Origin of the sequence: Citrobacter amalonaticus (genome assembly GCF_002918555.1) — a bacterium.
GTDB lineage: Bacteria > Pseudomonadota > Gammaproteobacteria > Enterobacterales > Enterobacteriaceae > Citrobacter_C > Citrobacter_C amalonaticus_A.
Window position 1 is genome coordinate 464,504 of sequence record NZ_PQMB01000005.1, and the last position, 24,343, is coordinate 488,846.

Consider the following 24,343-nt stretch of genomic DNA (forward strand, 5'->3'; position numbering starts at 1 on the left):
CTGGTCCGCTTTCATAAGATTTATAACGTTGCGTTAATTTTGATTAACCTTTTGTATAATCTGCAATTTTGTTGGTCTATGAGTTTTCGCGCCAGCGTCCAGCGTTCCCGGTAAACCAGTTTATCGCTCACGTTTAATTCAAGGGCGATTTCTTTAACAGACATCCCCTGTAATAAGTGGAAGATTATCTGCTGCTCGCGCAGGGTAAACAAGAAGCTGCTGGAACGGCACTTTTTATTCCCCCCGATGACCGCTGCACAATGCATCATAAAAGCGTCAATGCGCTCTTTAACCACCTCAGGATCGCTCAGTCCGGCGAACGAAAGAAATGAAGTATGGTCAGGATTGTACATATCGACAAAAAAGAGAATATGGTTAAAACTCAGTCTTTTTATCTCTTCCCCTTTCACGGAAAGGATAATATCATTTTCAAGTACACGGCTACGTTGTTGATACGTCGCATTAAAACGCAATGAAAATGGAATAAAATTACTGTATTTATCGATGAGATGAAAAGGGATATCCTCCTGGAGAACCGTTTTCAGCCCCGACTCATTCAGCGCCTCTTCAAAAAGAGTATGAATAGCAATGCCATCGTAGATGTTTTTCGTTAAATAAATAAACTTAAAACGTAAGGATGACGGGTTAAAGTTAAGCATAGCAGTATCCTTCACGTTAGTAGTTGTAGGTATTGTTTACGCCATAATCATCAATCCATGAAAATGCTTTGACAGTACCGTTTCCTTTTGTGTTATGTGGTAAAAAAACCGTTTTCGTTGACAATGGTGCTAACAGACCATCATCAGGCAGCTGCTTTATTTCCACGCCATCGTTGAGCGTCAAACTGATTAATGTCACATGCAAAGGCGAGTTATTTTTCACTAACAAGCAGCGGTCCCCGCCACAGTCAGATGAAGAGATGTGCAATTTTCTAATACTCTCCTCAAGGGAGATATTCGCCAGTGCCGTGGGGCGCCAGAATAGCTTCACCCGGGTACGGAATGCGACCTGCAGCGCGCCGCGACTCCCGTTATTATCCGCGACAGGCGGGACTTCCAGCGTGTTCAGCCAGAACAGCGATTCCCTGTCAGCAGGGAGCGTATGCCGATCGCCTGTAAACTGTATTCGCACCGCCCGGGATGTTTTTCCTTCCAGTCGGAAAATGGGCGGTAAGACCATAAACGGTGTTTTAATCGCCTCGGGGCGCTCAAAGATATTGTCTTTTTCAGTCCACAATTTTAATAAGGCTGGATTTATCCCCTCATTATAAATAGTAAACGACGCCTCACGATCTTTCTCATTGATAATCAAACGGGTATGGTTGATATAGGTTGCCGCCATCGCTACGGGGGACGACAACATTATAACCAGAAAGTGATTCAGAACATGTTTCAGCAGTTTCTTCATGCACTCTCCTTTATTTATATACAAGGGTGAAGGTCACCGAGCCTCTGACATCGCCTGAAGAGACGTTTGTCGAGGTCTGATATAACCCTGCACGCAATGGAACGGTGTAATTAGCATTATCCTGCGTAGGATCGTAATCCGTGAGGAGATATGCCGTATTAAATGACAGTGGGATATCCTGGCTGTCCAGCAACTGGATCCCTACACCGCCAGCCGTTGAGCTACTGGCGAGCGCAAATACACCATGAGTATTATCAATAATGGCTGTGGTCGGCGTAAATAAATAACGGATGCTCGATAATCCCGCCGGGCATTTCGTAAAATTCAGATTAAAGTCAGTACGTGCTGCAATATAACCCACGCCACTAAAATCAGCCCGACTCACCGCCGGTAAATTAACGTTCACATCGGAGGTGGTACACGTCCCTCCCGTTGTGGATATGATCAGTCCACCTGCCAGAAAATCAGCGATCATATAAGTACCGCTGCCGACGGATGTGCTGCCTCCATATGTCTGGTAATGCCGCATATACATCGGATCAAAAACGGAGGTGCTACCGGCAGTCAGCGACGTTGCCGTTTTGACAAAGCGGATTTGAACATCCACGCCCAGATTCCACGTACTTCCGTCACCGGTCACCGTAAATAACTGCGATGGCGTCTGATAAACGCCATTCGCAACGGTGAGTGGATACCAGTCGCTGGTTTGTCCTTTTACCGTATAGCGCCAGCGGGCGATATAGCCCAGCCCCGTTTTTACCACGGTGTGATAGACGTTGTAAGTTTGCCCATCCACCTGCGTGGTTCCCCATATGGCGTAAGGGGGATAGCCCTGCACAGCCATCGGTATGGTGTAGCTTTGATAGTTGGTACGGTGCGAGCAGGTCCATGCCGTTGGGTTGTAAGAGGTCGCCCAGGTTCCCAGCAAATCGCCTACCGCCGCATCTTTGCCTACCTGTATCGCGGTGGAATCAAAGTACTGGTAGTAACCTTTGGTTCGTTCGCAGTTCACCCATGTTCCGTCCGCCCTCGCCGCACCACACATCGCCATCAGCATCAGAAACGCGAACACCACACCCGTTACGATAGTTTTCATCTTGTACTCCTTAATGGCTGACATACCGCATCAGCCCGGCGTAATTCAGTGACATCCGCGTTTCTCTGCTCTGATAAGCGATAATTAAACTGGCACTGCTTATCCGATTCACTCCCCCATTTCACGCGTAGTGTGCCGGTCAGATCCTTAACGCGAGCAAAACTTTGCCCACCCTGGGCGATATAACCAACAGTGTTACCGCGCGCGTCCACGACATCCGCGCCAAACGGCAATATTTCTCCGACATGCTGGAGGGTGAAAAGCACCGAGTAGCCAACATCGGTGGCGTATTTCATCAGCACCACGGCCCCGGCGGTGGGCACGCTGTTCTGACTGGTAACGTCCAGGGAGATATCGTTGGATAACCCCTTCGGATCGAGTTCGATAGTGTTCTGCCGATACGGCGAAAGATAAGGCACCGCAGCATTGCCTTTGTTGTTAAGGCTGAGACTGTTGTTGTTTGCGATCCTTGCCCCTGCCGCATGTTCCGCTTCGATGACCGCCATGGTGTCCCCCATGACCGGCGTCAGCACGACCCCCTTTTGCCAGGCAACCCCCCCCCCGGAGAGATTCATGCCATATTGCTGATAACCCTGACCTGCGGAAAAGCTGCCGCCCATACTGGTCCATGGCGACGTCCAGCCTCCGCTGGCCCCACCGGTGGTTTTGCTGCTGCTATGGTCGTAATGATCCTGATTGGCGAAAGCGCTCCAGGTGTACTGGCGGTTTTCCCCGGAAGTTCCGGCGAGGGTGTTTTGCAGTCCCTGATGTCCGCTCTCCTGCACATACGTGGTACTGAGATAAGCCGAACGCGCACTATTTCCTAACGGTAAGGAAATACCCACCGCTATTTTGTTATCCCATTTGTCTTTCACCAGATCGCGGGTACGGCTGGCATTCAGGTTGAAGTTGAACCATTTAAACGCATTGCTATAACCGAGCTGATACTCCGTATCACGCCCGCTTTTGTTCCAGTAATCCTGAGTGCTGGCACTGATATTGATGCTGCCAGACGTGTCGGAAATCGTCTGTGTCGCGCTAATCTGCAGCCGATTTTTACGGTTAACGCTGCCGGAATAAGCACTTTTATGTGTTCTCTCTAAATCACGCATCAGCATCGCGTCATCAATATCGTAATAGCCGGAACTGGAATAGCGATAGCTCGCCAGAGTGATATTGGTATCGATGACCGGCAGGATCCTGGCAAAAGAAAAACGAATACTCTGGCCTTCGCGTTTACTGTCATCTGCAAGCGTCGTACGCGCATGTGTTACGTCAGCAGAAAGCGCACCAACTGGCGTATTGAGCGCGACCCCACCGGCAACCGATTGGTAATCCTCCCCACCCATCGCACCGGTATAAGCGGTCAGCAGGTTGGTAAAACCGTGGCGGAATGTTCCCATCGCTATCCGGGGTTTTTCATTAACAGAGGTATTCCGGTAACGTCCCACCATCAGCGAATAGCGACGGGTTCCCGGGCGGAGCAGCTCCGCAATGGTGGCGTAAGTCACGGTAAAACGGTGTTCGCTCCCGTCCGCCTCGTTGATCGTGACCAGCAGATCGCCCCCGGTTCCGGTGGGATACAGATCGTCAATACGAAACGGCCCGGGTGGAACCGTCGTTTGATAAATTCGCACGCCGCGCTGGCTCACGCTGACGAGAGCGTTGGTATTCGCAACCCCGTTAATGACAGGCGCATAACCGCGCTGAGAATCCTCATACATACGATCGTCAGAAGTCAGCATCACGCCACGAAAACCGACGCTATCGAACACCTGTCCATCCGTCGTGGAATCCCCCATAACCAGTTTGCTGCGCAATGGGATAATGCCGCGTTCGAGATAAGCGCTGTTTGAGTCATAATGCCAGCCCTTATCATTATTCCAGTTAAAAATACCGCGATAGCGTAAGCGCCAGGCATCCCAGTTCAGTCCGCCCATCAGGCCTAAATATTGCGACGACGACGATTCAGAGCCGGACATTTCGGCATGCCAGGCGTTGTAATCATATTGCAGCGTTGCGGCAGGGATACCGTTATCCCATAACTCTGGATTCACATAGCCACGCGCCTGACGAAGCAACCACACCTGAGGTGCCTGGACATTAATACGCTGCGTGGCAACGTCGAAATTAGCGGTCAAATCGGAAGAAATAGCATCCATCCGCACACAGCGACTTTCATCCTTAAGAGCCTGGCGAATTGCAGAGTCAATTTTATCAATATCAATACCCAGCGTTGATATCAGCTTTAGCGTAAAACAAGGTTTGGCAACAACGGTGCCGCTTGCATCATTTTCAAATTTAACGTCGCCTCTGCCCCGCCATTTGTCGTTCACATAAAGATCGACATTATATTGTCCCTGGGGAACAGGATTCCCCCTAGACCAGGCGCTGATATCAATCGCTGAGCGCAAAAAATCGCTATTAAACTGGACCTCCTCGTTTTCAGCAAAGGCAATCTGAACAGTGACAAGTGATAAAACAACAAATTGAGCAATATGAGTGAATGTCATTGAATAAGAAATAACATTATGGGCTATTTTGTAATTTCTGCTCATTTGTTGTTTCCCCTCCAAAGTCATTTATTACACGGTAAAAGACTGATGCTCCCCTTAACGCCCCCATGTTTTTATTCACAAGAGGGAATATGATTTCACTTTTCGGCTTCACCATGCGTTGAGGAAATTTTTCTACCGTGGCTAACACAGTGGAATCTTTTGATTGTCGAATCTCGATCTTGCTAAACGTAACGTGATACGGAGATTCATTTTTAACCTTTAAATTATTACCCTGTAAGGATATTTTTAGTTCTTTATAGGCCTGTAATGGCGTTGACTGTAAATTATCCGGACGATAGAACATTTTTATTCTGGTGCGAAATGCCAGCTGCATATGCGTTTTCCCGGACTTCGATGCCTGGGCTTTAGGCGGAATTTCCAGCATGTTAAACCAGAAGACAGATTCCCTGTCCTGCGGCAATGCAGGGTTCGTTGCCATAATACGCACGGCCTGGCCTTTCGCAGGATCAATACGCACGACAGGTGGCGTGATGAGGAATGGAACTGTTACATTCCCAGGTCTGGCATCAGCATTCCCGTCATCTATCCAGAGTTGTAAAAGATAAGGATTATTCCCCTGGTTTTTTAGCTGTACGACGGATTCTTTATCCTTCGCATTAAATACAATGCGGGTTCCATTAATCACAACGTCAGCCAGAGCATTGAGTGGAAACAATACTGTAGTAAACAACACCAACCCAGGAAATAATTTCTTTAACATCTCATCACCTCATCATCAGGAGTAAAGATTGGCGTCTCTACCCCTGTCTTTATTACTCGTAAACCATGGTGTAATCGACCTGAGTCGTTACGGAACCCGCTGTTGACGTACCTGTTGCATAATATTGTGCAAAATAATTCAGCGTGCCGTTGCCAGAGGCGATACTGACAGGAATATCATTCTGACCATTCGCCGCTGATGCCCCTGCGACAATCGCGTTACGATCGGCATTTAATAACTGCACCTGCACGAAGGTTGCAGCATCAGCGGCTGTCGAATCAATGTTCAGGCGACCCGTTGTACTATCAACATACGCACCGGGTTCAAAATAGGTGCTGGCAGTATTTATTGACGTACCTGAGCAGTTACTCAGAGAAATCGTAAATGGTGTCGCACCTGCCGTCGCGCCAGGCGAGGAAAGAGTCGATGCAGAGACGGTTGGCAACGTTACGGTTGCATCATTACTGCCGCCATCGACAGAAATAGTGCAAGTTGTATCCGTAATTTGCCCATTAATTGTAATAGTGCCATCTGCCGCAAATGCTGAAACAGTAAATGCTGAGGTAGCGACCATCGCTAATGCTGATAACACAAAATTATATTTACGCATATTAAACTCCCTTTTGTGGTTGATATAAATGAACAGCACCTTGAACGTGTTATTAGGGCAAAACGATCCCGGTCTCATTTTCAAAAATGAGCGCTAAATAACCAATTTCAGTTCCATTGACATGATATACGCAAAACCTTCATCCGCAATATTAGGAATTTTCAACTAAAACCCATCAATCCAAATACTTATCGGAAAATCGAGTGCTACATAACATCTGCGCTATTCACTATGCAAAATATAAACAGTTCTAGCTTTTTATAAGACAGGTTCAGTTAAAAAAAGATAAAATTTCATAAATCGTCAAAATTGATATGGATCAATGCCAAACAAAAAAAACCCTTAATCGCAACAGTTATAAAACACACAAACAACAAAAAAGCATCATATCAATATCAATTAAAAAACAAAAAAGCCCTGTTATTGATGGTTTATTAGCCAGAAAAGATCCTGTTCTGCGCAATGAGAATATTCCTGACAATACGACTCAACTACTCTTTATAATCCGTTAATATTAAAAGAATTATTTCATTTGAAACATTTTTTTATTCACTCATAAGAATTATCCTATTGAGAATAAAAAGGTAATCATTGTTAAAGTTATGTTCCAAAACCTGCTATTTCCAGGAATTTTACCGGAACGATCTTTTCTTTTAATCCCTCACCTTTTCTCAGTATAAAAATCTACACATTACCCCATTAAACCTTACAAAAAAGGACAATTGACTATCAGAAACGGGTTTCTTGAGCACAATAAAGAGTGAAAGAGGAAGGTGTGTTGAAAACTCTGAACGGATAAAAAGGTGGAAAATCTCTCAGTTATTGTTTTGAGGAAAGAAACCGACCGTGGATTATCGCCAGAAAGCATTTTCTGGCGATAAATTTCATTTATCTTAACGCGTTATCACTTACCAGCCCGGCACTCCGCCGCCATTGAAGATAGTCTCTGCCGCTTTCGCAACTTCCGGTGACTGATAGGATTGCAGAAACGCTTTTACGTTGTCAGCGTCCTTGTTGTCTTCCCGTGCGACCAGAATATTGACGTACGGAGAGTTTTTATCTTCGATAAACACGCTGTCGTGAACCGGAGATAACCCGGTTTGCTGAATATAAGTGGTGCTGATAATCGCCACATCGACTTTCGGGTCATCCAGCACGCGCGGCAGCTGCGCGCCCTCCAGCTCCATAATCTGCAAATGACGTGGGTTATCGGCAATATCCAGCGCTGTCGGCAGCAACCCTTTCCCCTCTTTCAGGGTGATAAGCTTCTCTTTTTGCAACAGCAGAAGAGCGCGGCCGAGGTTGGTCGGATCGTTCGGAATCGCCACCGTTGCCCCCTCTTTCAGTTGCTCAACGGTTTTGATTTTTTTTGAATAACCCGCCATCGGGAAGACAAACGTATTGCCCACCGCCACCAGCTTGTAGTGATGCGCTTTGTTATCCTGTTCAAGGAACGGGCGATGCTGGAAAACGTTGGCATCCAGTTCGCCGTGATCGGTGGCGTCATTGGGCAGTAGCGAACCGCTAAAACCCACCAGTTCGACGTCGAGATCGTATTTCTCTTTGGCGACTTTTTTGGCAACCTCCGCCACATCCTGCTCGGCGCCGTTAATCACGCCAACTTTGATGTGCTTCGCATTGCTACTTTGCTGATCGCAGCCTGCCAGCAGTAATCCCGCCAGCAGCACAGCCGCCCCTGTCCGTAAATGAGGTATCGTCAATTTCACATTGTCATCCTTTTGAAATAACCGCCTGATGGGTAAAGAAATGACTATAGCGGGAAGGCCGGTGCGATTTAAAAAACGAAAAGGTATCAGTAAGAAGAAAAAGGCATAACAGGATTTATGCCTTTATACCGGGTGGAGCGGGCGACGGTGACCGGACCTGGGTATGGTGCTCCGCGTAACCCTCTCTGACTAACAGCCAGGCCCACCGGTGTCATTGACACAGGTCGTTTGAATACGCAAAGTCCGCACGTCAGCCGCTCCCGTTCTCCCGGAATACACCATTCTGCTACGCGAGAAAGAGAGGAGACTTCCAGACACCGCGCACGAAGCTTCCGGTCATCAAAATGTTTTCGTCAAATAGTGGCGGGAGGCGCCCTGCTCCGGGAAGCCTGGCAGCGTCAATTTCAGCTGGTAGCCGTTCTTCTGATAAAACGGTAACGCCTGGAAGCTCATGGTATCCACCTGTGCATGCAGGCAGCCGCGTTCCTGCGCGGTTTTCTCCGCGGCCTGAATCAACCGGCCTCCATAGCCGCCTTTTCGCAAAGACTCGTGCATCCACAAATATTCGATGCACAGCCAGTCACCTTTGACTTTAGCAATTAGCCCCCCCTGAATTTCACCCCGATCGTCACGCCAGTACACGGCAAGATCGCCGAAATTTGACGTTTTTATAAACTGCAGGTTGTAAGCCCGCAACCCGGTAAGGAGCGCGGTTTGATCTGCATCGGTAATGCTATCGGTTATCTGTAGCTGCATTTTATTCCCCTGAAAAAACTACAACTTCTGGCTGAAACTGGCTTTGTCGTTAACACGGACTGCTGAGTGAGTCGTGTGCTGTATACACTTACTCTTGAGATAACGTTCATCAGCAATAAGGATTATTACCATGAAACGATCCGCTCTGCTGCTTTTTGCCCCTCTTCTTACACTCTCAGCCATTGCGCAAGCCGACGTCCCTTATGGCGCGCAGGAAAAAAACACCGTGTTGAAGGAGTTACGCAAGATTTGTACGCCGCAGGCCGCGCTCTCAGACGAAGCATGGGAAAAGGTGATCATGTCAGATAAAAATAACGCGCAACATATTCGCGAGGCAATTGTGGCGATGAAGAGGAATAATCAACACAACTACTGGGAAGCGCTCGGCAAAGTGGAATGTCCGGATATGTAGCTATCATATTGAAAAATGAGTACTGTAACCGGTTTCTGTCGTACAAAAAAACGTATTATTGCCAGAACAAATGAATCCTAAAGGAGCAACAATAATGCGATACCGTTTTCCTGAAAACTTCTGGTGGGGCAGCGCCTGTTCCGCTTTGCAAACCGAAGGGGACAGTCTGCATGGCGGCAAAAGCCAGACCACATGGGATGTGTGGTTCGAACGCCAGCCAGGTCGTTTTCATCAGGGGGTTGGACCGGCCAATACCTCAACGTTTTACCGCCACTGGAAGCAGGATATCGCCCTGCTCAGGCAGTTAAAGCACAACAGTTTTCGCACCTCAATAAGCTGGTCACGTCTGATCCCTGACGGTACAGGTGACGTTAATCCCGAAGCGGTGACATTCTATAACAACGTCATTGATGAGCTACTCGCGCAGGGCATTACGCCATTTATCACCCTGTTCCACTTTGATATGCCAATGGTCATGCAGGAAAAGGGCGGCTGGGAAAACCGCGAAGTCGTGGAAGCCTTTGGCCGCTACGCGCAAACGTGTTTTGCGTTGTTCGGCGATCGGGTGAAGCACTGGTTTACCTTCAACGAACCAGTGGTCCCGGTGGAAGGGGGCTATTTGTATGACTTCCATTATCCCAATGTGGTGGATTTCAAACGCGCTGCCACCGTGGCGTATCACACCGTACTGGCGCATTCGACGGCGGTAAAAGCTTATCACGCAGGGAACTACGGGGGAGAAATCGGCGTGATCCTGAATCTGACGCCCTCTTACCCGCGATCGCAGCATCCGGCAGATATTAAAGCCGCGCACCATGCGGATCTGCTGTTTAACCGCAGCTTTCTCGATCCGGTACTGAAAGGTGAATATCCGACGGATCTGGTGGAACTGCTGAAAGAGTACGATCAGCTCCCGGCCAGTGAACCTGCCGATAAACAGCTGATTGCCGACGGTAAAATCGATCTGCTGGGCATTAACTACTATCAACCGCGCCGGGTGAAATGCCGCGACGCGGCGGTCAACCCGGACGCGCCGTTTATGCCGGAGTGGTTGTTTGATTATTACGAAATGCCGGGACGTAAAATGAACCCTTATCGTGGCTGGGAAATCTATGAGCCGGGGATTTACGACATCATCACGAACCTGCGCGATAATTACGGTAACCCGCGCTGCTTTATCTCCGAAAACGGGATGGGCGTTGAGAACGAACAGCGTTTTATTCAGGATGGCCAGGTTAACGACAGCTATCGTATTGAATTCATCTCTGAACACCTTGAATGGTTACATAAAGGCATCAGCGAAGGCTGTAACTGTCTTGGCTACCACATGTGGACCTTTATCGATAACTGGTCATGGCTCAATGGTTATAAAAACCGCTACGGCTTCGTGCAGCTGGATTTAGAAACACAAAACCGGACGGTGAAAAAGAGCGGCGAATGGTTTGCGAAGACCGCCGAGAATAACGGCTTTGATTAAATAAATCTTATTGCCGGATGGCGATGCCATCCGGCATTTCAGGCTTGTCCCAGCCTCTTCGCAACCCGCTCCAGCTTCATCATCAACAGCAGCGTCACGCCCACCAGCACAATAGTCAGCGCCGCGCCATCGGCAATATTACCGCGATCGGTCAGGCTAAAGATGGCGACCGGCAGCGTGGTCCAGCCCGGCGGATAGATCATCATCGTCGCCCCCAGCTCCCCCATCGAGAGCGACAGGCTCAGCGCCAGCGCGGAAACCATCCACGGCATCAGCAGCGGCAGCGTCACGTGACGCAGTCGATACCACGGCGATGCGCCGAGGCTTGAGGCGACGTTTTCAATATCCGCAGAGATCCGCGCCAGCCCCGTTGAAACGTTGCTGAAGGTAAACGCAGAAATCAGTACGAAATGCGCCGTCAGGACAATCCACAGCGTGCCGTTCATTTGCAGCGGCCCCTGGCTGAAGGCCACCAGAATCCCAAGCCCCACAGAAACCGACGGGATGGCACTCGGCAGATAGAACGCCATACTTAGCCATTTTTGCGCTTTTACACTGTATTCCCGCAGCGCCAGCGCCGCCCATAAGCCGCACAGCAGGGCAAACAGGCTGGCGCAAAAACCGATAGCCAGACTGGCTAACAGCGCATCCCATGCCGCACCGTGCAGGGCGTTCACAAAGTGGTTTAGCGTGAAGCCGCTCGGCAGGATCCCGTTCCACTGCTGGCTGAGGCTCGACATCAAAATCACCGCCAACGGCAGGAAGAAAAAGACGGCAAACAACGTGGTGGCGACGATCCCCGCAGCGGCACGCCCTTTACGTGACCAAATCAACATGGTTAGCTCCTTACGCCGGTGCGCGATGCCGCCAGGCGATACAGGGAGAACAGCCCCAGCGACAGCACAATGTTAATCAGCGCGATCGTGCAGGCGACGCTGTAGTCGGACTCCAGAATCGCTTTGCTGTACACCATCATCGGCAATGTATTGACCCCTTTCGCACCGATAAACAATACAATGCCGAACTCGTTGGTGGTGAGCAGCAGGCACAGACTGCCGCCCGCCATCAGCGCTGGCAGCGCTGCCGGGAAAATGACCTGAGCGATCACCCGCAGCGGGCGGGCGCCAAGAATGCTGGCCGCCTCCAGCTGGCTTTGATCAATTTGTCGTAGTGCCGCCATCAGCGGGCGCATCACCAGCGGCGTGAACACGGTTATCTCCGCCAGAATCACGCCCTGCATGGAGTAGAGGAAATCAACCGGCTGCAGCCCGAAGGCAAACAGGCTCATCAGCGTGCCGTTGAGCAGCCCCGCCGAGCCATAGATAAAGGTGAATGCCAGCGTAATCAGAAAGGTCGGCAGCGCGATAAAGGTATCCACCACCCGACTAATCAGCTCGCTGCCCGGAAAAGGGATAAACACCAGAATCAACGACATAACGCTACCCAGCAGCAGACAACCCGCGGTGGCGAAGAAGGCAATTTGCAGGGTGTTAATCAGCGCGCCGATAAAACGCTTAGATTCAACCACCTGCCAGAAAGTCTCCAGCCCGATATGACCGCTGGTATCACGCAGCGCCTGGTCGACAATAAGCGATAAGGGCCATAAGAACAGCGTCGCCAGCACCAGCAGCGGCATGAGCAGCCACAGGAACGGACGCAGATTGAGGGTGGACTTTTCCACGGTCTGAGAGAGCGACATCGTTATACCTCGATCAGAACCGCGTCATCAGGCTCGAACCACAGCGCCAGCTTATCACCCGGCTGTGGCAGCGGATCCACGTGCGTCATGACGATGCGCACCGCCTCCCCCGCCACATCGCACAGCAGATGAGTTAAGTCACCCTGCCAGTGTACCGATTGCAGCGTAGCGTTAAGGCGGTTGCTCCCCGCCGAGCGCGGCGCCAGGCTCAGATGCTGCGGGCGAATACACAGCAGCTTGTTATAACCATGATGGCTGCCCTGGCTGAAAGCGCGGATCACCGCACCGCCGCAGCTCACGTCCACCAGCCCCGGAGTATCCGTGATCCCCAGCGCGGTCGCGGAGAGAATATTGGCGCGGCCTAAAAACTCAGCGGCAAAGCGATTGGGTGGATGCCGGTACAGCGTGCGGGTTTCACCGTGCGCAATCATCGAGCCGTCCTTCATGATGCCAATTTTGTCCGCCAGGGTCAGCGCTTCCGTCTGATCGTGAGTGACATAAAGAATAGTGAGTTCTGGCAGTTCGCGGTGCAACCGGCCAATTTCCTCCACCATGTTATGGCGGATTTGCGCATCCAGTGCTGAGAGCGGCTCATCGAGCAGCAGCACGCGCGGGCGCACGGCAATGGCACGGGCAATCGCCACGCGCTGCTGCTGACCGCCGGAAAGCTGGTGAGGGTAGCGGGTGGCATAGTCGCTCATACCGACAATTTTCAGAGCTTCGGTCACGCGATCCTTAATCAGCGCTTTTGGCTGTTTCTGCGCACGCAGGCCGAAGGCGACGTTATCCTCCACTTTGAGATGTGGGAACAGCGCGTAGTTCTGCACTACCATCGCCAGCCCGCGTTTGTAGGGCGGCAAATGAGTGACGTCCGTATCACCAATAAGTATGCGCCCCCCCGCTGGCTGAACAAAGCCCGCCACCGCACGCAGCACCGTGGTTTTCCCGGAGCCGGAAGGGCCGATCAGCGCCAGAACCTCGCCGGGTTCGATGGTCAAGGAGAGCGGTTTCAGCACCACGTTGCCGTGATACGCCACGCGCAGCGAGTCGAGGACAATCCCCGATGTCCCCTGCATCGCAGGGGACTGAACGACGGTCGATTTCATCAGCATCAGGCTTACTCGCTTTCGGTCACGTTATGCCAGCGGGAGATATCCGCAGACAGCGATGTCGCCACCTCGTCCCAGTTCGGCTGCCAGCTCTGCACGCCTTCCAGCGCGGCGGTCGCCGCCTTGTAGTGGGCGTCGTCCGGCGTCACGTCGCTACGCACCGGCATCCCCCAGGAGAGTGCGCTGACGCTGGTTTGCGCCTCTTTACTGAGCAGAAAATTAATCAGTTTCTTACCGTTTTCACTCTCCGGCGCCCCCTGGACCAGGCCAATCACGTACGGGATTGCCAGCGCGCTGCGCTCGCCTTTCTCATTGGCAGGCCAGAAGATCTTCACGTTTGGATTACGTTCCATCTGTGCCAGGTTCATCTGTAGATCGCCGTTAGCCACATACAGCTCGCCTTTATTCACCAGCGCGGTCAGTTTGCCGGTGGAAGCGGATGGCCCAACGTTGTTGGCTTGCAGTTTACCCAGATAGTCAAATCCCGCCTCTTTGCCGCCGAAGCTGTGGAAAGCCTGCAACATCACCGCCGTACCGTCAGCAGCCTGTCCCGGCGTGGAGTACTGGAGTTTGTTTTTGAATTTACCGTCCAGCAGATCCTGCCAGCTGGCTGGGGCGGTTTTCAGCAGCTTGCCGTTGTAGATAAAGCTCAGGTAGTTCTTCACCAGCGGAGAGTAGAAATCATTGGCGTCCGGGATCGCGGCGGCGGCGTCGGTTTTAAAGTTCGCCAGCAGCTTCCCGGCGGCGGCACGCTGAATGAACGGCGGCGCGGTTACCAGGACATCCGCCTGTGGATTGGTGCGCTCTTTCGCCAGACGCTCCACCACTACGCCACCGCCGCCTTCCACGTAGCGCACGGCAATGCCGGTCGCTTTGGTGAATGCGTCAAACTGCGCCTGATACCAGCTGTTATCGCCATCGTGTAGCCCGTCGATGGAATAAACGGTGACCACGGATCCCGCCCAGGAGGGGGCGCTGGCGAGGGCAAAAACAGACAACAGGGCAAGTCGGGAAAGTTTCATCGTAATAGCCTCATAGCGTACATTTCATTTTTCTGGCCTATACCAGATTTGTTTTACGCTAAACGGCTTTTATGACAAAACGATGAAAGAGGTGTGAATCTGTGGAATACCGGGTGGCGCTACGCTGATCCGACCGACGGGCGGCGCCGTTAAAGGCATTTACGCCGCCATCGGCAAGCGGCTAGTGGGTATCCACCTCAATACGCAGGCTGTCATGACGCCAGTATTCGATGTCCAGATCGAGCACGCGACCGTGCTGATCGTAGTTCAGACGACGCAGCAGCAGCGCCGGACGCCCTTCCATTACCCCCAGCGCCTGTGCGGCCTGGACCGGCATCGCGGTAGGGTAGAACGACAAATGCATACTGGTATAGACAAGGTTGTAGCGCGATTCATACACCTCGGTCAGGCTACCGTTGAGGTCATACTGCAACAGCTCAGGCACGCGGGCGGGCAGGCAGTGGTTTTCGCAATAGCAAACGGCGCGGCCATCGGCATAGCGCAGGCGGGTCAGCAGATAGATTTGGTCAAACGGCTGCAACTGCAGCGGCTCCATCACCTCTACCGGTACGGTGGTCAACACGCCGCTCAGCAGGGCGGTTTTCGGCTCTCTGCCCTGCTCGCGGCACAGCTTATGGAAGTTGGTGTTCTGGGTTGGATCCAGCCACAGACGGTCTGGCGTCACAAACCAGCCGCGGCGATCGGCGCGCCAGACAAGCCCGCTGGCCTCCAGCTGTGCCAGACTTTCGCGGATCGTAATGCGTGTGGTGTTGAAGATCGCACACAGCTCACGTTCAGATGGCAGCTTATCGCCGCTTTTCAGCGCACCGCTCTGGATACGTGCCTGAAGCTGCGCCTTGATCAACAGGTACTGCGGGATATCGCCCGGGACAGATTTCATGCTTGCTCGCTTCCATTTTTCCTGCCGCTATTATACAGACGCAGATGAATTTTTTGTTGCAGCGCCATTTTCCCTTTGACCCATTGCGGGAAAGATCGTCATGATAAATGCAAATCTGGTATAGACCAAAGGTAAATAACATGACTTCGCGTAACTATCTGCTGCTGACCCCTGGCCCGCTGACCACCTCACGCACGGTGAAAGAAGCGATGCTGTTCGATAGCTGTACCTGGGATGATGACTACAATATCGGCGTGGTGGAGCAGATCCGCCAGCAGCTAACCGCACTGGCAACAGCGTCTGAGGGTTACACCTCCGTTTTACTGCAAGGTAGCGGCAGCTTCGCCGTGGAAGCCGTGCTGGGCAGCACGCTCGGCCCACGGGATAAGGTGTTGATCGTCAGCAACGGTGCCTACGGCGCACGCATGATTGAGATGGCAAACCTGATGAGCATCGCCCATCACGCCTTTGACTGTGGGGAAGTCACCCATCCGGACGTGCGGGCGATCGAAACGATCCTCAAAGCCGACCCGGCGATCAGCCATATCGCGATGGTACACAGCGAAACCACCACCGGGATGCTCAACCCGATTGCTGAAGTGGGCGCGCTGGCGCGTCAGTATGGCAAAACGTACATCGTTGACGCCATGAGCAGCTTCGGCGGCATTCCGATGGATATCGCCGAACTGAACATTGATTTTTTGATTAGCTCCGCCAACAAATGTATTCAGGGCGTGCCGGGATTTGCCTTCGTGATCGCCCGCGAGGCCAAAATTTCTGTATGCAAAGGCTGCTCCCGTTCGCTGTCGCTGGATCTTTACGCCCAGTGGCGCTGCATGGAGGATAATCACGGCAAATGGCGCTTCACCTCGCCTACCCATACCGTGCTGGCGTTTGCCCAGGCGCTGAAGGAGCTGGCGGAAGAAGGCGGTGTGGCGGCGCGCCACCGGCGCTATCAGCAAAACCAGCGCAGCCTGGTGGCCGGAATGCGGGCGCTCGGTTTTAACACCTTGCTGGATGATGACCTGCATTCGCCGATTATCACCGCCTTTTATTCGCCGGAAGATCCGCAGTATCGCTTTAAAGAATTTTATACCCGCCTGAAAGAACAGGGATTTGTTATCTATCCCGGGAAAGTCTCGCAGAGCGACTGCTTCCGCATTGGTAACATCGGCGAAGTCTACGATGCCGACATCACCGCCCTGCTTGCCGCCATCCGCAACGCCATGTACTGGACAAAATAAGGAGCCATCCATGAATCGTATCAACGCTGTTATTCTTGACTGGGCGGGCACCACCGTCGATTTTGGTTCCTTTGCGCCGACGCAGATTTTTGTCGAAGCCTTTCGTCAGGCGTTTGACGTGGAGATTACCCTTGCCGAAGCGCGCGTGCCAATGGGGCTGGGGAAGTGGCAGCATATTGAAGCGCTGGGCAAATTGCCCACGGTGGATGCCCGCTGGCAGGCGAAATTTGGCCGATCAATGACCGCTAACGATATCGATGCCATCTATGCCGCGTTTATGCCGCTGCAAATTGCCAAAGTCGTCGACTTTTCTGCACCGATTGACGGTGTTATCGACACGATTGCCGCACTTCGCGCAGAAGGGATTAAGATTGGCTCCTGCTCCGGCTACCCGCGTGCAGTAATGGAAAAACTGGCTCCCGCCGCCGCCGCCCACGGCTATACGCCGGATAACTGGGTTGCCACCGACGATCTGGCGGCGGGCGGACGTCCTGGGCCGTGGATGGCGCTGCAAAACGTGATTGCGCTGGGTATTGATAACGTCGCCCACTGCGTGAAAGTGGACGATGCAGCCCCCGGAATTGAAGAGGGGATCAACGCCGGGATGTGGAGCGTCGGGCTGGCGGTGTCCGGTAATGAGTTTGGTGCCACGTGGGAAGAGTATCAGGCAATGACGACAGAAGAGATTGCCGCCCGCCGCGAACATGCGGCCCGCAAGCTGTATGCTGCCGGAGCGCACTATGTCGTGGATTCGCTGGCAGATTTGCCGGGGGTGATTGCCGACATCAACACCCGTCTGGCAAAGGGCGAACGTCCATAAGCACAGCGCCGGATGGCGCTGTGCTTATCCGGCCGACAATTTAACACTGCACCGCAGGCCGGATCAGACGTTCACGCCGCCATCCGGCACTGCCTCAGATAATCCTGACCTTTGCCGTCACCAGAAGTGCGGTCAGCAGCATCAGCGTCCCGGAGAGCACCAACGGTGAGATCAGCCCTAAATGGTCCAGCGCCAGGCCACCCGCCGCCGCCCCGCAGGTATTCGCCAGCTGAATCACCGCCACCTGAACTGAACCGGCTTTTTCCGCCTGATCGGCCAGCGAGCGGGTGATCCACGTCGACCAGCCCACCGGCACCAGCGCAAACGCCAGCCCCCAGATAATAGCAATGCCCGCCGCCACGATTTTATCGCTGCCCCACAGCGTCAGCACCAGCGCGCTCACCGCCAGTACCAGCGGCGCCCCCGCCAGCGCCAGCCTGACTGAACGCTTGAGAATAACGGAAGAGAACGATGTGCCGACAAAGCTGGCGATACCAAAGCTCAGCAGCACCAGCGTCAGGCCATCAACATCAAAACCCGCCAGATTCATATACACCGGACGGATGTAGGTAAAGAAAGCGAACTGTCCGGCAAAAGACATGAAGATAGCGATCATCCCGGCCATGACACCGGGACGTTGCAGCAGACTAAACATGTTTTGCTTCTGATGCGCGGGTTCACCAGGCAGGGATGGCAACGCCTTCACTACCCAAACGATACACAGCAACCCCATCACCGCCGCCGCATTAAAGACGTTACGCCAGCCAATAATACCGCCCAAAAAGCTCCCCAGCGGCGCGGCAATCACCAGTGCCACAGAGACGGCGCCAAAGATCACCGACAGCGCTTTAGGTACCGTGCGCGGCGGCACCAGACGCATCGTCAGCGACGCCGACATCGCCCAGAATCCACCGAGCGCCAGCCCCAGACAGGCGCGCCCCAGCAGCAACAGCGTAAACGAATTGGCGAACGACACCATCAGGCAGGAGAGCGTCAGCAGAACGGCGAATAACATCACCACATAGCGGCGATCGGTCGCACCAATGGCCTGGGTAATAAACAGGCTGGAGAACATGGCGACAAAGGCCGTGACCGTCACCGATTGCCCGGCCACGCCTTCGGAAATGCCCAGCTCCTGCGCCATCGGCGTCAGCAGGCTCACCGGTAAAAATTCGACGGTAATCAGGCAGGCGACGCAGAACGCCACGGCAAAAACCGCCGACCAGTTGGGGCGTGAAACCTCTTTGGTATGCGGTTCGGGCGTGGTCTGGATCTGTTGTGTCATGGCGTCACCTGAGGCTGAAAAGTGCGGGAAAGCCGCGCAGTTTATCATCAAAACTGTGACGAATTTAACGTTTTTATAACTATATTTGCGGCGCGGGCGGCCACTCAGTGCAGAAAGAAAATCCCCTCTTGCGGCAGGAAAAGCTGATTATAGCGTAGCTGGAAGGCGTTAAGCTCCTGCGGGTCCGGCTCCATCTCGCGCATAAAACCGAGCGTCAGACGGATTTGTGCGTCAGTGATCGGCGCGGCGAGACGCGCCTTACGCAGCAGCCGGTGCCAGGTATGCAGATTGTTTTCACTGCCATCGACAATACAGACCTGCCAGATCAGCAGCACCTGGGCGGCATTTTGCAGATGGGCCTCGTCCGGTCGTTCAAGGTAGCGGATAAACGCATTACCGGAGGTTTTACCAAACTGGTCGATCATCGACTCCACCGGAACCGGGGTGATCCCCAGGCGCTCGCTCAGGCGACGAATAGCCCGGCGGGAGTCAGAGGTTAATACCCGAAACCCCACCACAAACACCACAACCAGCGTCGCCAGCATTATCCAGACCATGCATTCTCCTTACGATTAGCAGGTCATGATATCGGGAAATGCGCTATTGTCGACAGCGCTTCGCGCCCTGGCCCGAATCAGGCGACAACCGGCAAATCAGGCTCCCTCTCCGGCAGCGGCGCAAAGCCGGGGCGAACGATACAGTGGTCGTCAGTACGGGCAACGGTGAACGTGATTCTGTCCTGGCGGGTAAAAAAACGCGCTGACCTTGACGATAAGCGCGTTGTTGTTCAAGCCCTGAGCGGTCAGGCAATACCCGTGGTGACGGTAAATGTCCGGGTTTGCTGGGGTTCCACCTGAATCAACGTGCCATTTCGCTGTACCGCCAGGGATCCTTCGGGTCGACAGGTCGCGGGCAGGGCAAACGCCGCCACCTGCTGATCGCCGTTATAGAGGATCCAACGGGTAACATAATTCAGTTCGGAACTGGCGAAACGGGTAACGAACGTGGTGCCATCCGGGGCGATCATACTGAATTCTGGCTTATCCGTGTATCTGTCCAGCGTGTCGGCAAAGAAGACGATTTCCGGATCGTAGAAGGCCGGTTCATTGAGCACCGCCAGAGAAGCCTCCCCCTGCAGGAGTCGCTGATTAAACGCCAGCCACTGTTCGGTGGGTTTCACATGCGCCGGAACCGATTCACGCAGCTTCAGCGCCTCATCCGGGATGTTCTGGCTGAAGGTGGCTTGCGGCACGTACGCATAGTTCATGTGGCACATGTACTGTAACGGCATTGCCACGGAGGCCAGATTGGTAACGGCCATCTGAATATCAAACAGCGCGCTCGCTTTATGCATCACTGTCGCAGGCTGAGCCTGATAATGATGACCGAATCCCATCACATACTCATAGCGTCCCCTCACGCGCAGGCTGTCCCCCTCCAGCTCCAGCCAGGCTTCGTCCATTGCCGCACAGGCCATTTCACCGTGCAACGGGTGAGTATCCTCCGGTGACGGACAGCCATTGGCCAGTAAACCGGAGTGGAAGGCAAAACAGCCGTAAGTCGCCACCACTTCGGTTGCGGGTTTTGGTTGGCTGAACATGTTGCGCATGGTCAGGTCATGGCCGTCGAACTGCGCGTCCCAAATCATCTGCCCCATCCAGGGCAGAATCACCAGATGCCCACGACTGTTCTCAATCTTCAGCCCTTCCACACCGCTGGCATAGCGAAACGCGGTGACCGTGAAGTCGCTGTTCTCCAGCAGAACCCGCGGATGTTCGCCAAAGAGTTCCCGCCACAATGTAATACGTGTAGTCATGATCGTTCTCCTCAGGAAGCCGTTGCTTCTGCCAGGTTGCTACGCACTTTGCTTTCGCGCCAGAAGTAGATACCGACGTAAACGAAGCACAGCATAGAGACAAGGAACGAGAGCTGGAGCGAGTGGAAGAGATCCGCCACGTACCCCTGAATCGCCGGGATCACCGCCGCGCCGACAATCGCCATCACAATAACCGCCCCCGCCATCTCAGTATGTTCGTTATCCACCGTGTCCAGCGTTCCGGCATAGATGGTCGCCCAGCAGGGACCAAACAGGACGCTCACCAGCACCGCGACATAGACGGCGCTAAAGCTCGGCGCCAGCGAGACATAGGCGAGGAATAGCGCCCCGATGATGGAGTAGAGAATCAGCACTTTTTCCGGGTTGAAACGCGTCATCAGAATGTTGGCGATAAACTTGCCGATAAAGAAGCAGGCAAAGCTGTAGACCATGAAGTTAGAGGCATCACGCTCGTTAATATCCCCCAGCTCCAGCGCCAGACGGATGGTGAATGACCACACCGCCACCTGCATCCCGACATACAGGAACTGCGCCACAATCCCACGACGAAAACGCGCGTTGCTGGCCAGATAGCGCAGCGTATCCATGGCTGACGGGCGTTTATGGTTTGCAGTTTGCGCCACTTTACAGGTTGGGAAACGCGTCAGCAGGAATAGCACCATCACCACCACCAGAACCATAATCATGTACTTATACGGTTCCAGCGTATTTTCCAGCATCAGCAGTTTAAAATTATGGATCTGTTCGGCATTCATCCCGGCCATCTGTTTTTGCAGACTCTCGCCTTCGGAAAAGACCAGATATTTACCCAGCAAAATACCGGATGCCGCACCGATAGGATAAAAAGTCTGGCTGATGTTCAGACGCAACGTGGCATAGGCTTTTGGGCCAATCATCGAACTGTAGGTATTCGCGGCGGTTTCCAGGAAGCTCAGACCGATTGCAATCGCAAAAATCGCCGCAAGGAACATGGTGTAAGTGGCCATATGCGATGCCGGAAAAAAGAGCGTGCAGCCGACGATATAGAGCGTCAGGCCAATTAATATCGCCACTTTATAGCTGGTCTTTTTAATTACCAGAGATGCCGGAATTGCAATTAAAAAATAACCACCATAAAAAGCGCTCTGAACTAATGCCGAAGCAAAGTTACTGAGTGAAAATACACTTTTAAATTGCGTAATCAGAATATCATTTAACGCGGCTGCGCATCCCCATAAAGGGAATAAACAGGATAACAAAATAAACTGGAACAGAGGGGTCTTATTCAGATACCCATCGGGCATCTGAATGATGTTTTTATCGTTCATAGTGCTACCTTTTACAGTGCAGGAGTATTATTCGTTTAGGGTAAGAAATTCATTAAATTGTTCTATGCTCGGATAAGATGATTGGGTGCCTTTCCCTGTGACGCTAAAAGCAGCAAAGAGAGCGGCTTTCTTCATGGCGGCCTCGACATCTCCGCTCTGGACATAATAATGGGCAAAGCAACCGATGAAAGCATCGCCAGCGCCGCTGGTATCGACGGCATTTACGTTAAACGCCGGAACATGCACTTCCTGGTCCCGCGTCATCCACAGCGCGCCTTTTTCACCCATGGTGACGATGATATTGTTCAGACCTTTATCAACCAGCGAACGCGCAGCGACGCGAATACGATCGTAAGTATCCACCGGCATACCGGTTAATATCTCCAGTTCAGTTTCATTTGGCACAAAGAAATCGCATTTACAGGCATAAGACATATCTAATTCCCGTAATGCCGGGGCTGGATTTAATAACACTTCAATGCCATGTTTTTTACCAAATTCAATCGCGTGGTAAACCGTTTCCAGTTGAACTTCAAGTTGCAGGACAATTAACTGACATTTTTTCAGATCTTCTGCCGCACGATCGATATCTTCCGGAGAGAGAAACTTGTTCGCCCCTTTAATAATCAGAATACTGTTACTGGAGTTGGCATTAACGAAGATCGGCGCGACGCCGCTGCTGGTGCAGGGAACTTTTTCCACATAGGTGGTGTTAATGCCCCACGACTCGAGGTTGCGAATGGTGTTATCCGCAAAAATATCGTCACCGACTTTCGTCAGCATCAACACTTTGGAATTGAGCTTAGCCGCTGCGACAGCCTGATTCGCCCCTTTACCGCCACAGCCGATTTTGAACGCTGGCGCTTCCAGAGTTTCCCCTTCTTTGGGCATCTGGTTGGTGTAAGTGATGAGATCCACCATATTGGAGCCGATAACCGCGATATCCATTTTACTACCTCTCAGAAACAATCACTCAACAATGATATTAAAATAACATTATCATGTTACTTTCGTACCATTTGTGACTACGATCGCGATTGGAAGATCATTTTATTGTTTATTTATTGCACGCAATGTTGCTCTTTTATCATGCTGAAAATCATTCGCTTCGTTACAATTCACTGAAATTGAACTGTTTATAAACAACAAAACGTGAAAAAACTTACTTTTATTTCCCTGTAGCCAGAAGTATAGTAATGCAGCAATGCGATGTTCTCAGAAACACATAAATGTTACTTAAGAAACATGCGCATGATGATTCGCGGAGAGGAAGCATGGAAACTAAGCAAAAAGAACGTATTCGACGTCTGATGGAACTGCTGAAGAAAACGGACCGAATCCATCTGAAAGACGCGGCGCGGATGCTGGAAGTTTCTGTGATGACCATCCGCCGGGATCTCAGCCAGGATGACGAACCGTTACCGCTGACGCTGCTTGGTGGTTATATCGTCATGGTAAATCAACCCGCTACTTCACCCCATGCCCCGCTTCCGGCGCAAACCCCCCATCATCGCGACGATTTACCTGTCGCTATCCTGGCCGCCGGACTGGTGAGTGAAAACGATCTGGTCTTTTTTGATAATGGTGCGGAAATGACCCTGGTTATCAGCATGATCCCGGATGAAATTACCTTTACCGGCATCTGCTACTCCCATCGCGTGTTTATGGCGCTCAATGAAAAACCCAACGCCACGGCGATTCTGTGCGGTGGAACCTATCGGGCGAAGAGTGATGCCTTTTACGACGCCAGTAACCCTTCGGCACTGGATTCACTTAACCCGCGGAAAGTTTTTATCTCCGCCAGCGGAGTGCATGAGCATTTCGGCGTCAGCTGGTTTAATCCGGATGATCTCGCCACCAAACGCAAAGCGATGGAGCGCGGGCTACGGAAAATTTTGCTGACGCGTCACGCCCTGTTTGATGAGGTCGCCCCCGCCAGCATTGGCCCGCTCTCCACCTTTGATGTACTGATAAGCGATCGTCCGTTACCGGCAGATTATGCTACCCACTGCCGGAACGGCTCCGTCAAAGTGATCACCCCGGACTCAGACGGCGATTAACTTACTCAAAGAACACGGCGATTTTGTTGAACATGGTCGGATCCGACTGATTGCGCACCACTTTCGCCACATCTTCCAGTTTGTCGATCTGACTCATCATCTGCTCCAGACGCTGATCGTCGTTAACCAGTAGCCAGATACGGCTCTGGTCGCTGCCCTGAATTGGCAGGCAGAGGATGCCTTCCACGTTGAATGCGCGGCGGGCAAACAGCCCGCAGACGTGCGTCATTACGCCAGGGTGGTTACGGACGGTGAGTTCCAGAATGACGTTATCATGTGATTGTTTCTGCATGGC

The 24,343-nt window shown here is 52.4% G+C and carries 24 protein-coding genes; 5 read left to right on the plus strand and 19 right to left on the minus strand.

All coding sequences use genetic code 11. The features are described 5' to 3' along the window. Positions 1-20: 20 nt before the first annotated feature. The 8 genes from C3432_RS22060 to C3432_RS22095 all read right to left on the minus strand — a co-directional run bounded on the left by C3432_RS22060 (position 21) and on the right by C3432_RS22095 (position 8,875). A complete protein-coding gene (locus C3432_RS22060; RefSeq protein WP_103778895.1) occupies positions 21-659 on the minus strand; it encodes a hypothetical protein in 639 nt (212 codons plus the stop codon). Between the two features lie 16 nt (positions 660-675). Continuing rightward, complete coding sequence (locus C3432_RS22065; protein WP_103778897.1) at positions 676-1,407, minus strand: fimbrial biogenesis chaperone; 732 nt, start codon at positions 1,405-1,407, stop codon at positions 676-678. A gap of 10 nt (positions 1,408-1,417) precedes the next feature. After that, positions 1,418-2,503: a fimbrial protein gene (locus C3432_RS22070; RefSeq protein WP_181012965.1), complete on the minus strand. Its 1,086-nt coding sequence runs from the start codon at positions 2,501-2,503 to the stop codon at positions 1,418-1,420. Then, positions 2,500-5,085, minus strand: coding sequence for a fimbria/pilus outer membrane usher protein (locus tag C3432_RS22075; protein ID WP_308457714.1), 2,586 nt, complete (start codon positions 5,083-5,085; stop codon positions 2,500-2,502). The genes C3432_RS22070 and C3432_RS22075 overlap by 4 nt, the downstream gene beginning before the upstream one ends. After that, complete coding sequence (locus tag C3432_RS22080) at positions 5,033-5,782, minus strand: fimbrial biogenesis chaperone (protein WP_103778903.1); 750 nt, start codon at positions 5,780-5,782, stop codon at positions 5,033-5,035. Before C3432_RS22080 ends, C3432_RS22075 begins: the two co-directional genes overlap by 53 nt. Before the next feature lie 52 nt (positions 5,783-5,834). Continuing rightward, positions 5,835-6,392, minus strand: a complete 558-nt coding sequence (locus tag C3432_RS22085) for a fimbrial protein (protein ID WP_103778905.1) — start codon at positions 6,390-6,392, stop codon at positions 5,835-5,837. 908 nt (positions 6,393-7,300) lie between these two features. Next, the gene (gene nlpA / locus C3432_RS22090) at positions 7,301-8,119 is read right to left on the minus strand and encodes a lipoprotein NlpA (RefSeq protein ID WP_103778906.1); all 819 of its coding nucleotides are present in this window, start codon (positions 8,117-8,119) and stop codon (positions 7,301-7,303) included. 339 nt (positions 8,120-8,458) lie between these two features. Then, the gene (locus C3432_RS22095) at positions 8,459-8,875 is read right to left on the minus strand and encodes a GNAT family N-acetyltransferase (RefSeq protein WP_103778908.1); all 417 of its coding nucleotides are present in this window, start codon (positions 8,873-8,875) and stop codon (positions 8,459-8,461) included. Positions 8,876-9,005: 130 nt separating this feature from the next. Here C3432_RS22095 and C3432_RS22100 point away from each other — a divergent pair, with 130 nt between their 5' ends. Next, positions 9,006-9,287: a YicS family protein gene (locus tag C3432_RS22100; protein WP_103778910.1), complete on the plus strand. Its 282-nt coding sequence runs from the start codon at positions 9,006-9,008 to the stop codon at positions 9,285-9,287. Positions 9,288-9,381: 94 nt separating this feature from the next. After that, positions 9,382-10,764, plus strand: coding sequence for a glycoside hydrolase family 1 protein (locus C3432_RS22105; protein WP_103778912.1), 1,383 nt, complete (start codon positions 9,382-9,384; stop codon positions 10,762-10,764). Between the two features lie 38 nt (positions 10,765-10,802). Here the strand turns inward: C3432_RS22105 and phnV are convergent, their stop codons facing one another. The 5 genes from phnV to phnR all read right to left on the minus strand — a co-directional run bounded on the left by phnV (position 10,803) and on the right by phnR (position 15,495). Next, entirely contained in the window at positions 10,803-11,600 is a 798-nt protein-coding gene (phnV, locus tag C3432_RS22110; protein WP_103778914.1) for a 2-aminoethylphosphonate ABC transport system, membrane component PhnV, read from the minus strand. A gap of 2 nt (positions 11,601-11,602) precedes the next feature. After that, positions 11,603-12,463, minus strand: coding sequence for a 2-aminoethylphosphonate ABC transporter permease subunit (gene phnU / locus C3432_RS22115; protein ID WP_103778916.1), 861 nt, complete (start codon positions 12,461-12,463; stop codon positions 11,603-11,605). A 2-nt stretch (positions 12,464-12,465) separates the two neighbouring features. Continuing rightward, positions 12,466-13,575, minus strand: coding sequence for a 2-aminoethylphosphonate ABC transport system ATP-binding subunit PhnT (phnT, locus tag C3432_RS22120; protein WP_103778918.1), 1,110 nt, complete (start codon positions 13,573-13,575; stop codon positions 12,466-12,468). A 5-nt stretch (positions 13,576-13,580) separates the two neighbouring features. Beyond that, the gene (phnS, locus tag C3432_RS22125) at positions 13,581-14,594 is read right to left on the minus strand and encodes a 2-aminoethylphosphonate ABC transporter substrate-binding protein (RefSeq protein WP_103778920.1); all 1,014 of its coding nucleotides are present in this window, start codon (positions 14,592-14,594) and stop codon (positions 13,581-13,583) included. A 181-nt stretch (positions 14,595-14,775) separates the two neighbouring features. Beyond that, positions 14,776-15,495 carry a phosphonate utilization transcriptional regulator PhnR gene (gene phnR, locus C3432_RS22130; RefSeq protein WP_103778922.1) on the minus strand — a complete coding sequence of 240 codons (720 nt, stop codon included), beginning with the start codon at positions 15,493-15,495 and terminating at the stop codon, positions 14,776-14,778. 140 nt (positions 15,496-15,635) lie between these two features. On the opposite strand from phnR, the gene phnW reads away from it, so the two are divergent. Together phnW and phnX are read left to right on the plus strand one after the other, a co-directional pair. Further along, positions 15,636-16,739 carry a 2-aminoethylphosphonate--pyruvate transaminase gene (gene phnW, locus C3432_RS22135; RefSeq protein ID WP_103778924.1) on the plus strand — a complete coding sequence of 368 codons (1,104 nt, stop codon included), beginning with the start codon at positions 15,636-15,638 and terminating at the stop codon, positions 16,737-16,739. A 10-nt stretch (positions 16,740-16,749) separates the two neighbouring features. Next, positions 16,750-17,559 (plus strand): phosphonoacetaldehyde hydrolase, encoded by an 810-nt coding sequence (phnX, locus tag C3432_RS22140; protein ID WP_103778926.1) that lies wholly within the window; start codon positions 16,750-16,752, stop codon positions 17,557-17,559. A gap of 94 nt (positions 17,560-17,653) precedes the next feature. On the opposite strand, the gene nepI is transcribed toward phnX, so the two are convergent. From nepI to rbsK, 5 genes are all read right to left on the minus strand, one after another. After that, positions 17,654-18,844, minus strand: coding sequence for a purine ribonucleoside efflux pump NepI (nepI, locus tag C3432_RS22145; RefSeq protein ID WP_103778928.1), 1,191 nt, complete (start codon positions 18,842-18,844; stop codon positions 17,654-17,656). 104 nt (positions 18,845-18,948) lie between these two features. Continuing rightward, a complete protein-coding gene (locus C3432_RS22150; RefSeq protein WP_103778930.1) occupies positions 18,949-19,401 on the minus strand; it encodes a DUF1198 family protein in 453 nt (150 codons plus the stop codon). Positions 19,402-19,646: 245 nt separating this feature from the next. Beyond that, entirely contained in the window at positions 19,647-20,660 is a 1,014-nt protein-coding gene (locus tag C3432_RS22160; RefSeq protein WP_103778932.1) for an aldose 1-epimerase family protein, read from the minus strand. A gap of 11 nt (positions 20,661-20,671) precedes the next feature. Beyond that, a complete protein-coding gene (gene fucP / locus C3432_RS22165; protein ID WP_103778934.1) occupies positions 20,672-21,988 on the minus strand; it encodes an L-fucose:H+ symporter permease in 1,317 nt (438 codons plus the stop codon). Between the two features lie 27 nt (positions 21,989-22,015). Further along, positions 22,016-22,936, minus strand: coding sequence for a ribokinase (gene rbsK, locus C3432_RS22170; RefSeq protein ID WP_103778936.1), 921 nt, complete (start codon positions 22,934-22,936; stop codon positions 22,016-22,018). A 326-nt stretch (positions 22,937-23,262) separates the two neighbouring features. On the opposite strand from rbsK, the gene C3432_RS22175 reads away from it, so the two are divergent. After that, on the plus strand, positions 23,263-24,048 hold the full coding sequence (locus tag C3432_RS22175) for a DeoR family transcriptional regulator (RefSeq protein WP_103778938.1): 786 nt from the start codon (positions 23,263-23,265) through the stop codon (positions 24,046-24,048). Between the two features lies 1 nt (position 24,049). On the opposite strand, the gene ilvN is transcribed toward C3432_RS22175, so the two are convergent. Further along, complete coding sequence (ilvN, locus tag C3432_RS22180; protein WP_103778940.1) at positions 24,050-24,340, minus strand: acetolactate synthase small subunit; 291 nt, start codon at positions 24,338-24,340, stop codon at positions 24,050-24,052. Positions 24,341-24,343 lie beyond the last annotated feature (3 nt).

Bases quoted from the DNA above. Each gene is read 5' to 3' on its own strand.
- C3432_RS22065 (WP_103778897.1), bottom strand. From the start codon at position 1,407: ATGAAGAAACTGCTGAAACATGTTCTGAATCACTTTCTGGTTATAATG.
- phnV (WP_103778914.1), bottom strand. From the start codon at position 11,600: ATGTTGATTTGGTCACGTAAAGGGCGTGCCGCTGCGGGGATCGTCGCC.
- phnX (WP_103778926.1), top strand. From the start codon at position 16,750: ATGAATCGTATCAACGCTGTTATTCTTGACTGGGCGGGCACCACCGTC.
- C3432_RS22060 (WP_103778895.1), bottom strand. From the start codon at position 659: ATGCTTAACTTTAACCCGTCATCCTTACGTTTTAAGTTTATTTATTTA.
- C3432_RS22175 (WP_103778938.1), top strand. From the start codon at position 23,263: ATGGAAACTAAGCAAAAAGAACGTATTCGACGTCTGATGGAACTGCTG.
- C3432_RS22075 (WP_308457714.1), bottom strand. From the start codon at position 5,085: ATGACTTTGGAGGGGAAACAACAAATGAGCAGAAATTACAAAATAGCC.
- fucP (WP_103778934.1), bottom strand. From the start codon at position 21,988: ATGAACGATAAAAACATCATTCAGATGCCCGATGGGTATCTGAATAAG.
- ilvN (WP_103778940.1), bottom strand. From the start codon at position 24,340: ATGCAGAAACAATCACATGATAACGTCATTCTGGAACTCACCGTCCGT.
- C3432_RS22070 (WP_181012965.1), bottom strand. From the start codon at position 2,503: ATGAAAACTATCGTAACGGGTGTGGTGTTCGCGTTTCTGATGCTGATG.
- C3432_RS22095 (WP_103778908.1), bottom strand. From the start codon at position 8,875: ATGCAGCTACAGATAACCGATAGCATTACCGATGCAGATCAAACCGCG.
- phnS (WP_103778920.1), bottom strand. From the start codon at position 14,594: ATGAAACTTTCCCGACTTGCCCTGTTGTCTGTTTTTGCCCTCGCCAGC.
- rbsK (WP_103778936.1), bottom strand. From the start codon at position 22,936: ATGGATATCGCGGTTATCGGCTCCAATATGGTGGATCTCATCACTTAC.
- C3432_RS22160 (WP_103778932.1), bottom strand. From the start codon at position 20,660: ATGACTACACGTATTACATTGTGGCGGGAACTCTTTGGCGAACATCCG.
- C3432_RS22085 (WP_103778905.1), bottom strand. From the start codon at position 6,392: ATGCGTAAATATAATTTTGTGTTATCAGCATTAGCGATGGTCGCTACC.
- nepI (WP_103778928.1), bottom strand. From the start codon at position 18,844: ATGACACAACAGATCCAGACCACGCCCGAACCGCATACCAAAGAGGTT.
- C3432_RS22150 (WP_103778930.1), bottom strand. From the start codon at position 19,401: ATGGTCTGGATAATGCTGGCGACGCTGGTTGTGGTGTTTGTGGTGGGG.
- C3432_RS22100 (WP_103778910.1), top strand. From the start codon at position 9,006: ATGAAACGATCCGCTCTGCTGCTTTTTGCCCCTCTTCTTACACTCTCA.
- phnW (WP_103778924.1), top strand. From the start codon at position 15,636: ATGACTTCGCGTAACTATCTGCTGCTGACCCCTGGCCCGCTGACCACC.
- phnU (WP_103778916.1), bottom strand. From the start codon at position 12,463: ATGTCGCTCTCTCAGACCGTGGAAAAGTCCACCCTCAATCTGCGTCCG.
- phnR (WP_103778922.1), bottom strand. From the start codon at position 15,495: ATGAAATCTGTCCCGGGCGATATCCCGCAGTACCTGTTGATCAAGGCG.
- C3432_RS22105 (WP_103778912.1), top strand. From the start codon at position 9,382: ATGCGATACCGTTTTCCTGAAAACTTCTGGTGGGGCAGCGCCTGTTCC.
- C3432_RS22080 (WP_103778903.1), bottom strand. From the start codon at position 5,782: ATGTTAAAGAAATTATTTCCTGGGTTGGTGTTGTTTACTACAGTATTG.
- phnT (WP_103778918.1), bottom strand. From the start codon at position 13,575: ATGCTGATGAAATCGACCGTCGTTCAGTCCCCTGCGATGCAGGGGACA.